At 35.9% G+C, this 14,270-nt stretch carries 16 protein-coding genes; 15 read left to right on the forward strand and 1 reads right to left on the reverse strand.

The window, feature by feature from the left end; all coding sequences use genetic code 11:
* The first annotated feature begins 1 nt into the window (after position 1).
* The 15 genes from JP39_RS03400 (at position 2) to JP39_RS03470 (ending at position 13,402) form a co-directional block, all read left to right on the forward strand.
* Complete coding sequence (locus JP39_RS03400) at positions 2–1,402, forward strand: PTS sugar transporter subunit IIC (protein ID WP_041499301.1); 1,401 nt, start codon at positions 2–4, stop codon at positions 1,400–1,402.
* Between the two features lie 34 nt (positions 1,403–1,436).
* Entirely contained in the window at positions 1,437–1,766 is a 330-nt protein-coding gene (locus JP39_RS03405; RefSeq protein WP_041499300.1) for a PTS lactose/cellobiose transporter subunit IIA, read from the forward strand.
* Positions 1,767–1,770: 4 nt separating this feature from the next.
* The gene (locus tag JP39_RS03410) at positions 1,771–3,264 is read left to right on the forward strand and encodes a sialate O-acetylesterase (protein ID WP_041499299.1); all 1,494 of its coding nucleotides are present in this window, start codon (positions 1,771–1,773) and stop codon (positions 3,262–3,264) included.
* 1 nt (position 3,265) lies between these two features.
* On the forward strand, positions 3,266–4,135 hold the full coding sequence (locus JP39_RS03415) for an ROK family protein (RefSeq protein WP_041499298.1): 870 nt from the start codon (positions 3,266–3,268) through the stop codon (positions 4,133–4,135).
* A 182-nt stretch (positions 4,136–4,317) separates the two neighbouring features.
* Positions 4,318–5,709, forward strand: a complete 1,392-nt coding sequence (locus tag JP39_RS03420) for a glycoside hydrolase family 1 protein (RefSeq protein ID WP_041499297.1) — start codon at positions 4,318–4,320, stop codon at positions 5,707–5,709.
* 952 nt (positions 5,710–6,661) lie between these two features.
* Entirely contained in the window at positions 6,662–7,486 is an 825-nt protein-coding gene (locus tag JP39_RS03425) for a MetQ/NlpA family ABC transporter substrate-binding protein (RefSeq protein ID WP_041499296.1), read from the forward strand.
* Between the two features lie 142 nt (positions 7,487–7,628).
* Positions 7,629–8,687 carry a methionine ABC transporter ATP-binding protein gene (locus tag JP39_RS03430; protein WP_041499295.1) on the forward strand — a complete coding sequence of 353 codons (1,059 nt, stop codon included), beginning with the start codon at positions 7,629–7,631 and terminating at the stop codon, positions 8,685–8,687.
* Positions 8,688–8,690: 3 nt separating this feature from the next.
* Positions 8,691–9,380: a methionine ABC transporter permease gene (locus JP39_RS03435; protein ID WP_041499294.1), complete on the forward strand. Its 690-nt coding sequence runs from the start codon at positions 8,691–8,693 to the stop codon at positions 9,378–9,380.
* Positions 9,381–9,534: 154 nt separating this feature from the next.
* Complete coding sequence (locus JP39_RS03440; RefSeq protein ID WP_041499293.1) at positions 9,535–10,356, forward strand: MetQ/NlpA family ABC transporter substrate-binding protein; 822 nt, start codon at positions 9,535–9,537, stop codon at positions 10,354–10,356.
* A 149-nt stretch (positions 10,357–10,505) separates the two neighbouring features.
* Complete coding sequence (locus JP39_RS03445) at positions 10,506–10,805, forward strand: hypothetical protein (protein WP_041499292.1); 300 nt, start codon at positions 10,506–10,508, stop codon at positions 10,803–10,805.
* A complete protein-coding gene (locus tag JP39_RS03450) occupies positions 10,774–11,130 on the forward strand; it encodes a hypothetical protein (RefSeq protein WP_169751866.1) in 357 nt (118 codons plus the stop codon). The genes JP39_RS03445 and JP39_RS03450 overlap by 32 nt, the downstream gene beginning before the upstream one ends.
* A 477-nt stretch (positions 11,131–11,607) precedes the next feature.
* Positions 11,608–12,426 (forward strand): helix-turn-helix domain-containing protein, encoded by an 819-nt coding sequence (locus tag JP39_RS03455; protein ID WP_041499290.1) that lies wholly within the window; start codon positions 11,608–11,610, stop codon positions 12,424–12,426.
* 75 nt (positions 12,427–12,501) lie between these two features.
* Positions 12,502–12,924, forward strand: coding sequence for a hypothetical protein (locus tag JP39_RS03460; RefSeq protein ID WP_041499289.1), 423 nt, complete (start codon positions 12,502–12,504; stop codon positions 12,922–12,924).
* An 80-nt stretch (positions 12,925–13,004) separates the two neighbouring features.
* On the forward strand, positions 13,005–13,190 hold the full coding sequence (locus JP39_RS03465) for a PspC domain-containing protein (RefSeq protein WP_041499288.1): 186 nt from the start codon (positions 13,005–13,007) through the stop codon (positions 13,188–13,190).
* 17 nt (positions 13,191–13,207) lie between these two features.
* Entirely contained in the window at positions 13,208–13,402 is a 195-nt protein-coding gene (locus tag JP39_RS03470; RefSeq protein WP_041499287.1) for a PspC domain-containing protein, read from the forward strand.
* Between the two features lie 68 nt (positions 13,403–13,470).
* Here JP39_RS03470 and JP39_RS03475 read toward each other — a convergent pair whose 3' ends face one another.
* On the reverse strand, positions 13,471–14,262 hold the full coding sequence (locus JP39_RS03475) for a Cof-type HAD-IIB family hydrolase (RefSeq protein WP_048698916.1): 792 nt from the start codon (positions 14,260–14,262) through the stop codon (positions 13,471–13,473).
* Between the last annotated feature and the right edge of the window lie 8 nt (positions 14,263–14,270).

The following is a 14,270-nucleotide window of genomic DNA, read 5'->3' on the forward strand; positions in this document are numbered from 1 at the left end:
TATGGCAAAGGGAAAAGGTTGGCAAAAGTTCCAGATGGAATTTACCAAAACCGCTGGTAAAATTGCTGCGAACAAATTGCTTCTAACATTACGTGATTCCTTCATCATTGTTGCCGCAACTTCAATGATTGCTGGATTCGCTATCATGATTCAAAATGTTTTCATCGATCCTACTAATGGACTTATCTTTGGTCAACAAGGATTGGGACTTGGTAAATTAATCAGCGGTTCTTGGAAAGCTTGGGCCGCATCAGGTTTATTTAATGGATTAACAACGACTGGGAACTTAATTGGATTAGTTTCTAATGGTTCTCTAAATACTTTCGCTATTCTACTTGTAGTTATTTTTTCACACACATTTTCACGTAAGTACTTCCCAAAGAGTAAGGAACATATGACTTCAGTTCTTTATGCTTTAGGTGCATTCTTCATCTGTATGCCTTGGAAATTCCAATACACACCAGATGGTTCTAAGAAAGCTATCGATGTTCTAAATTATATGGATACTACATTCTTTGGAACAAAAGGTGTTTTCGCCGCACTATTGATTTCAGGATTTTCAGTTTGGATTTACAACAAGGTTCTTGAAAAGAACTTTACTATCAAGATGCCAGATTCAGTTCCACCTGCAGTTGCTCGTAGTTTCGAGTCATTGATTCCCGGTGTTATTACAATGGGCGTCTTCATTATTCTTACAGGTATCAGTACAACATTAACTGGTGAAACAATGCCAGAACTATTACTAACAGCTTTGCAAAAGCCAGCTCTTGCTATTTCTGGTACAGGATTGTTTGCCTTTGTATCACAAACTACATGGAGTTTACTTCAATGGTTTGGTATTCACCCAACATCAATTTGGGGACCTATCTTCGGATTAACATGGAATATCAATGATACACAAAACATGTTAGGCCAAGCACATCACATTTACTCAACATTATTCATGAACTTTTCAACTGTTGCTGCTGGATCATGTTCAGTATCACCAGTTCTAGCATTGATGCTATTTTCAAAGAGACTTGCTGCCAAGAAAGTTTCAAAGATTGCTTTAATGCCAGCTATCTTTAATATTTCAGAACCTGTTACATTCGGTCTACCTATTATCTTGAATCCTTTGTACTTCATTCCATGGCTAGTTGCACAACCATTGGCATTCTACATTGGACTATTCTTTACAAAGATTGGCTTTATCGGACCTATTGTTAATAACGTTCCATGGACAGTACCAACATTGCTATCTGGACTATTGTACACAGGATCTATTAATGGATTGATTGTACAAGCAGTTATCGTTGCAATTACAACCGCAATCTATATTCCATTCATTAAGATGGATAACAGATTAAACCCTGATAATCCTGACAAAGAAATGGAAAACGCTGCTACAGCTGCAGAAGCATAATTTATTAAAAAAAACGGCAAAGGAGAAAAATATCTTGGATGAAAAACAATTAAAAAGAGCAATGGAGTTGATCTCAGTTGCCGGTACTGCAAAATCACAATGTGTTGAAGCTATGACTATCGCCGAAACTGGTGATATTGATGGTGCAAGAGAAAAGTTAAAAGTAGCACACAAGACTTTGCACGAAGCACATAATATTCAAACTAAATGGATGACCGATGAAATGAACGGTGAAAAAGTTGAGAAATCAATCATGTTGATTCACTCGCAAGACCACTTTATTTCAGCAGATATTATGATGACAGTAGCTGAAAAGGTTATCAATTTACACGAAGAACTAAATACTCTTAAGGCTAAGGAATGATTTTATGGCAACTGAAGTATTAGAGCTTGATCCACTATATTCAAATAATATGGTCATACCAGCTAATAAAGCCTTCAAAATCAGTGGGACTGCTGTCAGAGATACGGAAGTCTATGCAGAAATAGACAATCAAGTTTTGCGTACAACTTCTGATGTTGATGGTAATTGGTTGATTGAAGTTGCTCCAATCGAAAGTCAAGTTGAGACAACTTTGAAGGTCCAAAACTTAGATGAAGAAATAATTGTCAATAATATTAAAACTGGGCAAGTCATTCTTCTGACAGGTCAATCTAATATTGAATATGAATTTCAAAATGATTGTGAATATCAGGATCAATTAAAGGATATTAATTTTAAAGATGCTTATTACTACAATGTTCCTAAACTTGAATATCGTGATGAGAAGCAAACTTTGCCAGATGATTTACCAATTCCTGCTTGGAAGTTAGTCAAGGATACAACCGTTGGCAGTTTATCAGCAGTTGGTTACTGGATGTTAAAGCGTTTCAAACAAATATATCCGGACCGAGTAATTGGGATTATCGACTGTTATAAAGGCGGTACTTCAGCGTCATCTTGGGTACCAGAGACTGTGTTGCAGAGTGATAAGGAATTAGTTGATACTTTTATCAAACCATTTCATGAAGCAATTGATGGCAAAACTGCTGATGATTTTAAACAAGAATTTGTTGCGTATAATGCCGCGGTGGCTGATCACAATACTAAATTGAGTGCCTTTACTAAAAAGTATCCCGAGGTTTCACTGAGTGATGCTAAGGATAAAGTGGGACACACGCCATGGCCACCTCCAATGACACCAACGTCGTTCTTAAGACCCAATGGTTTGTATCACACGATGATTGAAAAGGTTAGAAATTATCCATTCAATAAAGTTGTCTGGTATCAAGGTGAAAATGATGCTCCAAATCCTGAGGTATATAAGAAATTATTGCGTGGATTGATTATTAGCTGGAGACAATTGTTTAAAAATACTTCGTTGCCATTTTATATTGTTCAACTTCCAGGATACTTTGATGAACCAAAGGATGCATGGCCAATGATTCGTCAGAGTCAGTTGGATGTATCTCAAACAATTAATGATGTTCACTTAGTTTCAATTTCTGATACGGGCGATATGCACAATATTCACCCTGAATCAAAACGGATTGCCGGAACACGTCTGGGAGAGATTATATCAGGTATTCAATATAGCGATACGCCAACAGTTTATAAACAAGAAATCGTTAATAATGGGTTGCTACTATTTGTTAAAAATGCTTCGATGTTAAGCGCTAGAGGAAACGCTTATGTTTCAATCAGAAATAATCAGGAGTGGATCGAGCAAGAAGTATATACACAAGGCAATACAGTGATGATTCCAAATGCGGAACATGCAATTGAGATCAGATATGAGTATAAGAATTTTCCTAAATGTACGATATTTAATGAGTACGGGGCACCATTGTCACCGTTCGAAATGAAAGTAGGCAGAGGCTAGTATGAAAAATTTAGGATTGATTGATATCGGTGGAACTTCTATCAAGTTTGCCGTATGGAAAGATAATGAATTAAAAAAATTAAAACCAGTACCAACGCCTTCAACATTAGGAGAATTTTACAATGTTCTGACTGATCAAGTGGAAAAAATGAAGCAGTATCAAATTGTGGGTGTCGGAATTAGCTCACCTGGTGCTGTTAATAAGAAGACTGGTGTAATTGAGGGTGCGTCAGCGATTCCTTATATTCATAATTTCAAGATTCAACAAGCATTGGAAGAAAGGTTTGGATTGCCAGTAAGTATTGAAAATGATGCTAATTGTGCAGCTTTGGCTGAATTGGATTCCGGAGCTGGAAAAGATGTCGATAGTTTGGTCTTCTTAATTGTTGGAACCGGTGTGGGTGGTTCTGTGATTATTGATCATAAAATTTGGCATGGTGCCCATTTATTTGGTGGCGAGTTTGGATATATGCTATCGGACAACAAAAATACACTAAGTAATTTGGGAACTTCGGTAAATGTTGCTAATAGATATAATATAAATTCGAAACCTGTTTCAAATTATTCAGGCAAAGAAGTATTTGATTTAGCTAAAAAGGGTGATGAACGTGCTCAAAAAGAGGTACACACGATGTATTACGCTTTGGCTAAAAGCATTTACAATTTGCAATATAGTTTTGATCCCGAATTAGTTGTGCTTGGAGGAGCAGTTTCCAATAATCCTGACTTGATTCCAGCAGTTAACAAAGAGATTGAGAAAATTAGAAAAATAGTTGAAATTGCATCGATAAAACCTCAAGTTGTCGCTTGTCATTATACGGATGAAGCCAACTTGCGCGGTGCTTTGGTCGATTTCAATCAACAGAAATAAGGGTTGATCGTTTCCAGAAATGAGAATGTTTACCTGCTATGCGGGCCGTTCCGAGCAGCAGATGAATACTCTCAGCTCTGGAAACGGCATACATAATAACTTCTAACAAAAAATGGAAAGGATGGTTCAAGGGGCACCGCATGTCACTTGGGCCTTTCTTTGTAATTAAGGAGATAAAATAAATGCTTAAATTTCCAAAAGATTTCGCATGGGGTGCTGCAACGTCTGGCCCTCAATCTGAAGGTAACTTTCACAAGCCAAATCAAAATGTCTTTGATTATTGGTATGAAAAGGATCCAGATGCTTTCTATGATGGAGTAGGACCCGACACAGCTTCAAATTTTTATAATGATTATAAAAAGGATATTCCATTGATGGCCAAGGCTGGTATTCGTTCATTGCGTACTTCAATTCAATGGACTAGATTGATGGCCGATGTTGATAAAGGAATTGTCGATGAAGACGGGGTAGAGTTTTACAACAATGTCATTGATTGCTTGTTGGATAATGGTATTGAACCTTATATCAATTTATTCCATTTTGATTTACCTATTGATCTATATAAGAAATACGGTGGTTGGGAGTCAAAGCATGTAACTGATTTATTTGCCGATTACGCTGAAAAATGTTTTGAGTTATTTGGCAGTAAAGTCAAGAACTGGTTTACATTCAATGAACCAAAGGTGATTTTGGATGGCGAGTATTTGTATCAATTCCATTATCCATTGAAGGTTGATGGCCCCGCAGCTGTTCAAGTTGCTTATAATATCAATTTAGCTTCAGCCAAGGCAGTTGCTAGATTTAAGAAGTGGCGTAAGGAAAATAATTCCGACGCTAAAATTGGAACTATTTTAAATTTGACACCTGCATATCCTGCAACCAATGATCCAGAGGATGTTGCTGCTGCAGAGTTTGCAACCCTTTGGGACGATAATATGTACTTGGATCCAGCCGTTAAAGGTCACTTCCCAGAAAAACTGGTTAAAATTTTGGACGATGCTAATGTTTTATTCGACAGCACTCCAGAAGAATTAAAGATAATTGCTGATAATACAATTGATGTTTTGGGAGTCAACTTCTATCATCCAGAACGTGTCATGCGTCCAAGCGTTTCACCAGATAGTTTGCAAGATTGGATGCCAGATATTTATTTCGACAATTACGAAATGCCAGGACGTGTTATGAATGTTGATAAGGGATGGGAAATTTATCCTAAAACACTTTATGATATTGCCATCAATATTCGTGATAATTACGGCAATTTGCCATGGTTTGTATCTGAAAATGGTATGGGAGTATCACATGAGGAACGTTATTTGGATGACAAAGGCGTTGTTCAAGATGATTACCGGATTAAATTTATCAAAGACCATTTGACTGAATTACATCGTGGTATCGAAGCCGGTTCTAACTGCCACGGCTTCTTTGTTTGGACAGGAATCGATTGTTGGTCATGGAAGAATGCTTATCGAAATCGCTATGGACTGATTAGAAATGATATTCATACGCAGACTAAGACGATTAAAAAGTCTGGCCAATGGTATGCCAAATTAAGTGAGAACAATGGGTTTTAGGTATTTGTAGATCTGAAAAAGGGACTTCCTATAAAGTGTTACGTAGAAAGTCCTTTTTTGAGTTGGTAAGAGTTTTAGAATTTATTCGATTATGATTAAATGACTTTGGACTGTTGATCTTGATATAAGAAATCAGGTGTAAATAAATTTAGATATTTTAGTCGGAGGTTGAGAGATAGTCCACTGGCAGTGACAGTGGTGTTAGGACGACGAAGTCGTTCTTACAGCACAGACGTATTTTGAGATTCGCGTACTTTGCGAAGCTCAAAATCGAGGCGAGAGACCTTGGCTCGAACCGGTCTCACAGCAAGCGGACTATCTCTCAACCGGAGACGGCCCACATTAATAAAATTCTAATTTAACTAATGTAAATCAGTAAATGAAAAAGGTATTTAAAAACTTTTTATTTCTAAAAATATATTGCTACAACGTTATAAAACGCGTAACGGCAAACTTAGTAAAACATTGAAATAACAGTATTTTTTTCAATATCATGTTATAAATGCTACTTGGCATATAAATTGAAAATTAGAAAACCAACTGAAAAAACTTATTTTTATTGATTGACATTTCAAAAATTAGATTGTATTATCTAACCAACGATTAACAAAAGATATTTATTAAACAATTTGATCGGGGGAAGTAATTCAATCCCGTTTGTACAGAAAACCTCTGTTTGCTGAGATGAGGGCAACGACTTGAATGAAAATGACCCGTGATTGGTGCGCTGAATCTTCGGATAAAGATGCAATGGTTGGTACCCTTTACAGTACACGCATATAGAGCTTTTGTATGTTGTAAAGGGGGTAAGTGTAAGCTTATTCCGAATTAGAATGGTACCGCGAGGAGTCGCTTCTAACATTGGACAGAGATGTTCAGTTTAGGAGCGGCTTTTTTTGTTTCTATAGATATTTTTTAGTCGATTAAGTATTAGTTAAGGTGGGAGAAAGATATGAGTAAATTTAAGAAATTTGGCAAGGTTATTTTATTAGCCTTCACAGCATTATTTATTTTTGTACTAGCTGGTTGTGGAAATCAAAGCAAAACACAAACAGTTAAAGTTGGGATTAACCCTTCAGATGCACCGATTTGGAAAGTTGTTCAAAAGAATGTTAAGAGTGAAGGAATCGATTTGAAGATTGTTCAATTCAACGATTACAACCAACCAAATACAGCCTTGGTTCAAGGAGAAGTTGATATCAACGCTTATCAACATACAGATTTCTTGAACGCTTGGAACAAAGCACACAAGTCAGACTTAGTTTCAATTGGTAAGACAGTTATCCAACCAATGGCTCTTTATTCACACAAGATCACTAAACTTAGCGACCTAAAGAATGGTGCTAAGATTGCCATTCCTAACGATGCTTCAAATGAAGCCCGTGCATTACAATTACTTGAATACAATGGTTTACTAAAGCTTGATGACAGCAAGACATTACCTTCAACAAAGGATATCAAGGAAAACAAACTAAACTTGAAGTTCACAACACTTGATGCCGCACAAACAGCCCGTTCACTAGATGACGTTGATGCCGCGGTTGTTAATGGTAACGTTGCTAACGATGCTAAATTGAACCCTAAGAAAGCTGTTGTAACAGAAAAGATCAACAAGAACTCAATTCCTTGGATCAACATTATCGTTGCTCAAAAGAAGAACAAGGATAACAAGACATACAAGAAAGTTGTTAAAGCTTTCCAAACAAAAGATGTTGAAAAAGAAATCAAGAAAGTTTACGGCGGAAACGAAATTCCAGCATGGAACGCAAAACTTTAGTATTAATATAGGAAATAAAGTTTACTTTTTGCTCTAAATTGATATCTTGCGGAATGCTTTTTAGATATAGTTTATAGAGGATATTAATCAGTTTCGGAGTGCCAGCAATTCGAAGATTTTAAGTTAAGGGAGTAATTATTAAATGGCAGAACAAAATGGGATAATTCAGCTTAAGAATATTGACGTTACCTTTCAAAATGAAGGTAAGACGATTGAAGCCGTTAAAGATGTTTCAATTGATGTTAAGAAAGGCGATGTTTTCGGGGTAATTGGTTACTCTGGTGCTGGTAAAAGTACGTTGGTTCGTGTAATTAACTTGTTACAACAACCAACTGCGGGATCAGTTATTGTTAATAATCAAAATATGCTCGAATTAAGTCAAAAAGATTTACGTAAAGCTCGTCGTAATATTGGGATGATTTTCCAGCATTTTAATTTAATGAATTCCTTGACCGTCTACGGAAACGTTGATTTTCCACTACGAGATTCTGGATTGAGCAAGGCAGAACGCAAGCAGAAAATCGACCGTTTGTTGGATATTGTTGGCCTATCTGATCGTGCTAACAACTATCCTTCACAACTATCTGGTGGGCAAAAACAACGTGTTGCGATTGCTCGTGCGCTTGCCAATGACCCTGAAATTCTAATTTCCGACGAAGCTACCAGTGCTTTGGATCCAAAGACTACCACAGAAATTTTGGATCTACTTGGTCGCTTGAATAAAGAACTTGGAATTACAATTGTTATTATTACCCATGAAATGGACGCTATTAAGCAAATTTGTAATCGTGTTTCAGTCATGGAAAATGGTCGTTTGATTGAAGAGGGCGATTTGTTGTCAATCTTCGGTCAACCTAAAGAGCAATTGACCAAGGACTTTGTTAATACTTCAACTCATATCGGTTCAGTATTGGACGAGATCCGTGATAGTGGGATTGTTGATAAACTTTCGGGACGTTTGATCGAACTTAACTACATCGGTGATTCTACCAATGAACCAATCGTCGTTGGGTTGTACAAACGTTTCGAAGTTGAAGCTAATATTCTCTTCAGTAATATCGAAAGATTGCAAGGTACAACCGTTGGTATCATGCTTTTCGCTTTAACAGGCGATGATGACAAGGTTGAACAAGCAATTCAATATCTAAATGGTTTAAACGTTAATGTTAAAGAAATTGATTTAAAGAAAGAAGGCAAATAACTCATGGCAGGATTAATAAATAAGTTTTTACCTAATGTTGTCGCCAACTGGGAAGGCGATAATGGATTCGTTACCGCAATTTGGCAAACACTTTATATGACTTTTGTCAGTGCATTATTTGCTGGTATTATCGGTATTATCTTAGGAATTCTCTTGGTCGTCACAGCAAAAGACGGTATCACGCCACATAAGAATTTCTACTATTGGCTAGATAAATTAGTCAACCTATTCAGATCAATTCCGTTCATCATTTTACTAGCGGTTATCGGACCGTTCACTAAATTGATTGTCGGCCAAACTATCGGACCTACTGGTGCCTTGGTGCCATTGGTTATCGGTACTGCACCATTCTTCGCTAGACAAGTTCAATTGGCATTAGTTGAAGTTGACCCTGGTGTCATTGAAGCTGCTGAAGCTATTGGATTATCACCAATGAAGATTATCTTTAGAGTTTATCTTCGTGAAGGATTGCCAGAATTGATCCGTTCCGGAACTTTGACAATTATCAGTTTGATTGGTTTAACAGCCATGGCCGGTGCTGTCGGTGGTGGTGGACTTGGTAACATGGCCATTTCCGTTGGATACCAACGATTTGAAAATGACGTTACCATCGTTTCCATGTTATTCATTTTAGTATTAGTTTTCATTATTCAGGGACTGGGAGATTTAGCAGTTCGTAAGTTAGAACATTAATTTAATTACGACTACCACAATAGTAATTAAGTTAATAGGTATTTTGAAAAGTAGATATGAAAAAGTTTGCTTATAAATACCGCGTCAAAAAAGGCGCTTCTATTTGGCAAACATTTCCCGATAGAAGCGCCTTTTCAAATTGAGGAGGAAAATCATGAAAAGTCGAATTAAGGGAATATTTCTAATATTCATTACCACACTTAGTTTATTTATTTTAGCCGGTTGCGGAAAGAGTGCATCTGGTAAGACAGTGAAAATTGGTATTACTGGTGCCAATGATCCTGAGCTTGAGAAAGTCGCCCAGATTGTTAAAAAGGATGGAATTAACATCAAGATTGTCGAGTTTTCCGATTATAGTCAGCCCAATACCGCATTAGCTAACGGGGAAATCGATATGAACGATTTTCAAACATTTACATTCCAAAGCGATTGGAATAAGAAGCACAAGACGAATATCGTTACCATGGGAACTACCGTAATTGCACCAATGTCACTATTTTCTAAGAAAATTAAGAATATTAATCAATTGAAAAAAGGCGATAAGGTTGCAATTCCCAACGATGTTACAAACGAAGGTCGAGCATTACAACTATTAGAGAGTGCTGGTTTGATCAAACTAAATAATGCCAAGATTCCAAGTTTGCGTGATATTACCGAGAACAAAGTTGGTATCAAACTTTCGTCACTTGATGCCGGACAAACTGCCAAATCACTTGATGATGTGACTGCCGCATGTGTTAATAGTGGAGTTGCCAGTGATGCTAAATTGAACCCTCAAAATGCTGTCTATCGTGAAAAGATTACTGCCAAATCTAAGCCTTACGTCAATATTATGTCAGCAAACGCCAAGGACAAAAATAACCCAACATTTAAGAAAATTGTCAAAGCCTACCACACACCAGAAGTCGCTGATGTTGTTAAGAAAGAATTCCACGGTTATGAAAAAGCTGCTTGGACATATAAAGTTTTACAGTAAAAAAAACAAAGTTTTTTACATATGAACGGAAAAATTCCATAAAGTTACGTAATTTTATGTATGAGCGGATATTGAAGTGTCATTTGATTTTTAGAAAAAATTTGACGTTTTAATAACGTGATTAATAAATAATTGGAAGGTAATATATTATGGAAGGCAAGTATAAGTATCAGGAATTAAAAGATTTTATTAGAGACAATAAGAAGAGTATCAAGGCTTTATCAAAAGAAGGTGGAAAATTACCACTTGATTATTTAATACTTGATTCTGATGTTGAAGAATTGGCGCTATTCATAGAAAAAGAATTGGAACAAAAAACAGTAGGATTTGAATACGCAAAAAAACTAATTACAATATATGAATATATGAATTCGCAGGTTGATAACGAGGGTAACAGTATGTTCTATGATTGGAGCAATGGAAAAGAATTTCGGAAAGATTTTCACTGAAGGAATAATTAATTCAAAAAGTTTGAGGAGTAAATCCATGCAGACGTTAGAATACAATTTTCCCAAGGGAACATATACCTTCACAACAATGAGTAGATCAATTTACCGAATCACGATTTCCGATTCAAAAGTCGTCCTAAATAGAACGCGTGATAATTTAAGGGGACGAGAGTTACGAAAGGATTCGGAAGATATCGAAGTTTTAAATGATTTTAAGATTGAAGTTGGAAAACCGGCCATTTTAACATTACAACCTCTAAATCCAGCTGCAACATTTACGACACGAATAACAACTCCAGTAGTAAAAATTTCACAGGAACTTTAACTTATATAGAGGGCAATCCAATTGGGATTGTCTTTTTTTTATGGAATTAATTTATTGTAGATATTTGTATAGATTGTATTTCGGTATATAAAATGAGCTGATCATAAAAATAATTGCATACTGTGACGTTCAATTAAAACCGATTAACTCAGTCGGAAGAGCTGGGAAATATTTGTGTGCCGTGGTAGTGGTATAAGTACGGGAGCTCCTCCCGTACTTATACCACCGGGCGTGTTTGGAGACTTGACGAATTGTGTCAAGGCTTCAAACCGAGGTTCGAGACCGTATTTTGTCTCGGACCGGTCCGCACAGCTTGAGAATATTTCCCAGCTCTGGAGACGGAATATTTAACAAACACTGCATTCTAAATTATTAAGTTTATAAATAAATATGAAAACAATTCCTTTTCTATGCATTTATTTTATTTTTACTTTAGAATTGAAGTAGGTTATTAAATAGAGAAGTCAGGGATTGCATATGAAAAACTTAGGGGCTGTCTTAAAAGAATTACGTAAAGAAAAAGGTTTAACACAAAAAGAATTGGCTGAAGGTGTCTGTGCTCAGTCAATGTTGTCAGCGATTGAGAATGATGTTTATATTCCCAACGCTAATCTGTTAGTGAATCTGGCAAAAAAATTAGAGGTTGATCTAAACGAGATTAGTTTGGCAGCTAATTATAAAATTAGTGTTCACAGTGATTTCAACGAAACAGTGGATAAGCTGTGCAATAGTCACCAATATCAAAAGTTATTGGAATTTTTGGAACAAGATGCTGTGACAGATTCTTTGGAAACTTCACAACAAATGCAGGCTTACTATTACTATCTTGGGGTTGCTCAATTACAAACTGGTTCGTTAGATGCTGGTTTAAGTTCATTCAGACTATCCTTAGCAGAAGTAAATCATTTACACTTGAATACCATTTCTAGATTAGCTTATTTGGCAATGGGCGTAATTGACGTTTTGCAGAATAATAAAACGGGAGCGGTCGACAATATTGATCTCGCATTTCGTAATTGGAATGAATTTGCTTATGATGAAAATCAAAATATCATTTATTATTTAGCCGCCTTAATTTATTTCAAATTGAACGATTATCAGAATTCAACGGCTTATTTGGTTGATGGCATTGCTTTTATTGCTAAGCATGATTCACATTATATGTTGGCAAATTGTTATTTTCTAATGGCTCGTTTAGCACAAGAGGCCCACAACGATGATGAACGTTTGGAAGCGAATCAACGGAAAGATTTATTCTCAGAATTATATGGAGAACAAATTTTCAAAGATTTCTAAAATATCAGAATACTGATTTTTAAATGAGCCCGTTTTTTCATATGATTGCCTTATCAAATTAGGGGAGAAACAATCATGAAAAAATTATTTGAAAATGAAATACTGATTAAGGCTGATAAAAATACTGTTAAAAAGTTTTTATTGGAAGTACCTAATTTATTGAAATGGAATTGGGCGATTGGGAATATTAAAGAAATCAGTGACCGTACTTATGCGATTCATCGGGATGTTAATGCTTTGAATAAAGATGAAATTGTTGAAATTAAACAAAATAATAGTGATGAAATTATTTTTCAAAGCACTACTGGAACACTGGAGTATCAACTGGTTTTCCAATTAAATGAGGAATCTGGTTTTACTAGGATTACGGAACAGCTTTATCCAACTAACGATTTGAAATTACCATTAGCTTTGTTCGCACCAATTGTTAAAAATGCTTTTAACCAAAATCTACATGCTTTAAAAAATCTGTTAGAGCTTCAAGTGACAAAAATGTAAGTTTGTTGTAAGCGAATTCTATGTACTATTTGTACGGAATAACTTATTATGTAAATGAAGATAAAGAGGAGGAGTAGCTTATGCATATTTCAATTAGACGTTCGAGAAGTAATTATGTTTTTGCTGGTGTGATTGGTGGATTGGCAGAACATTTTCAATGGAATCCAACTATCGCCAGAGTTTTGTGGGTAGTACTATGTTTGACACCATTTCCGGGTATCATAGGCTACTTGGTACTCTGGATGTTAATGGAAAATCCTGATTAATAATAGAGGTTAAGACAATGCATATTCCAATAAAGAGATCGAAGAACAATCAAATTTTAGGTGGAGTTATTGCCGGTTTATGTGAACAATATGATTGGAATCCAGCGATTGGCCGAGTACTTTACGTGGTACTCAGTTTGACACCAATGTTTCCCGGAATTATCGTTTACTTGATTCTGTTGTTATTGATGGAAAAGCCAGACGAAGCTTAATTAAAATAAATTGTTAAATAATAAAAGCCATAATAATCTGTATTTTCAGATTACTATGGCTATTTATTTTATAGTTGGAAAAATTCACCGATGGTATTTAAAACTCCATCGTGATCGTTGTCATCTTTAGTAATGTGGTCAGCTGCCTTGAGGACTGATGGTTTGGCATTTTTCATGGCGTAGCTAATACCAGATTCTTCAAGCATTTCCAAATCATTGGTATTGTCACCAAATGACATGACATTTTCTAGAGATAGATTTAATCCTTCGGAAAGATGTTGTAATCCTAGGCTCTTATTGACGTTATTGCTCATGATGTCGATACTGCCGAAACCACTAACAGCTGCATAAATTTTGTTGCCGTATTTTTGGTTTAACAATTGGATAGCTGCATCTAGATCATCGTGTTGCAATTGAATGTTAAATTTGAATATTTCATCGTCAACTTTTGTAAGGTCGGGGACAACTTTAAGATTATTAATGTGGTAGAGTGGCTGATTTTCCTTAGATTCTGAGTAACTTGCTTTTTTACCAGAAAGTGAAATTGCTTTGAGGTCTAATTCATTTGTTAAAGTGGTAATCATATCGTGCACTAATTCTTTTGGAACTAGTTTTTCATACAAAGTTTTTTGATGTGAAATGATTTGTGAACCATTTTCGGCAATAAAGGCATCAATATCGGGACTCTCTTTAAAAATTCTTTCTAAGTGGTCGTAATTGTTACCACTGGCAATGGCAAATTTAATATTCTTTTGATGCAATAAATTTAAATAATTATTCAAACGTTTTACATCATAATTGTGTTCAGTGTCAAAAAGCGTACCGTCAATGTCGGTCGCAATCAATTTAATATCGCTCAAAGAAAATC

This window comes from Companilactobacillus heilongjiangensis (assembly GCF_000831645.3).
Classification (GTDB): domain Bacteria; phylum Bacillota; class Bacilli; order Lactobacillales; family Lactobacillaceae; genus Companilactobacillus; species Companilactobacillus heilongjiangensis.

Bases quoted from the DNA above. Each gene is read 5' to 3' on its own strand.
- JP39_RS03400 (WP_041499301.1), top strand. From the start codon at position 2: ATGGCAAAGGGAAAAGGTTGGCAAAAGTTCCAGATGGAATTTACCAAA.
- JP39_RS03410 (WP_041499299.1), top strand. From the start codon at position 1,771: ATGGCAACTGAAGTATTAGAGCTTGATCCACTATATTCAAATAATATG.
- JP39_RS03415 (WP_041499298.1), top strand. From the start codon at position 3,266: ATGAAAAATTTAGGATTGATTGATATCGGTGGAACTTCTATCAAGTTT.
- JP39_RS03420 (WP_041499297.1), top strand. From the start codon at position 4,318: ATGCTTAAATTTCCAAAAGATTTCGCATGGGGTGCTGCAACGTCTGGC.
- JP39_RS03425 (WP_041499296.1), top strand. From the start codon at position 6,662: ATGAGTAAATTTAAGAAATTTGGCAAGGTTATTTTATTAGCCTTCACA.
- JP39_RS03430 (WP_041499295.1), top strand. From the start codon at position 7,629: ATGGCAGAACAAAATGGGATAATTCAGCTTAAGAATATTGACGTTACC.
- JP39_RS03435 (WP_041499294.1), top strand. From the start codon at position 8,691: ATGGCAGGATTAATAAATAAGTTTTTACCTAATGTTGTCGCCAACTGG.
- JP39_RS03440 (WP_041499293.1), top strand. From the start codon at position 9,535: ATGAAAAGTCGAATTAAGGGAATATTTCTAATATTCATTACCACACTT.
- JP39_RS03445 (WP_041499292.1), top strand. From the start codon at position 10,506: ATGGAAGGCAAGTATAAGTATCAGGAATTAAAAGATTTTATTAGAGAC.
- JP39_RS03450 (WP_169751866.1), top strand. From the start codon at position 10,774: ATGGAAAAGAATTTCGGAAAGATTTTCACTGAAGGAATAATTAATTCA.
- JP39_RS03455 (WP_041499290.1), top strand. From the start codon at position 11,608: ATGAAAAACTTAGGGGCTGTCTTAAAAGAATTACGTAAAGAAAAAGGT.
- JP39_RS03460 (WP_041499289.1), top strand. From the start codon at position 12,502: ATGAAAAAATTATTTGAAAATGAAATACTGATTAAGGCTGATAAAAAT.
- JP39_RS03465 (WP_041499288.1), top strand. From the start codon at position 13,005: ATGCATATTTCAATTAGACGTTCGAGAAGTAATTATGTTTTTGCTGGT.
- JP39_RS03470 (WP_041499287.1), top strand. From the start codon at position 13,208: ATGCATATTCCAATAAAGAGATCGAAGAACAATCAAATTTTAGGTGGA.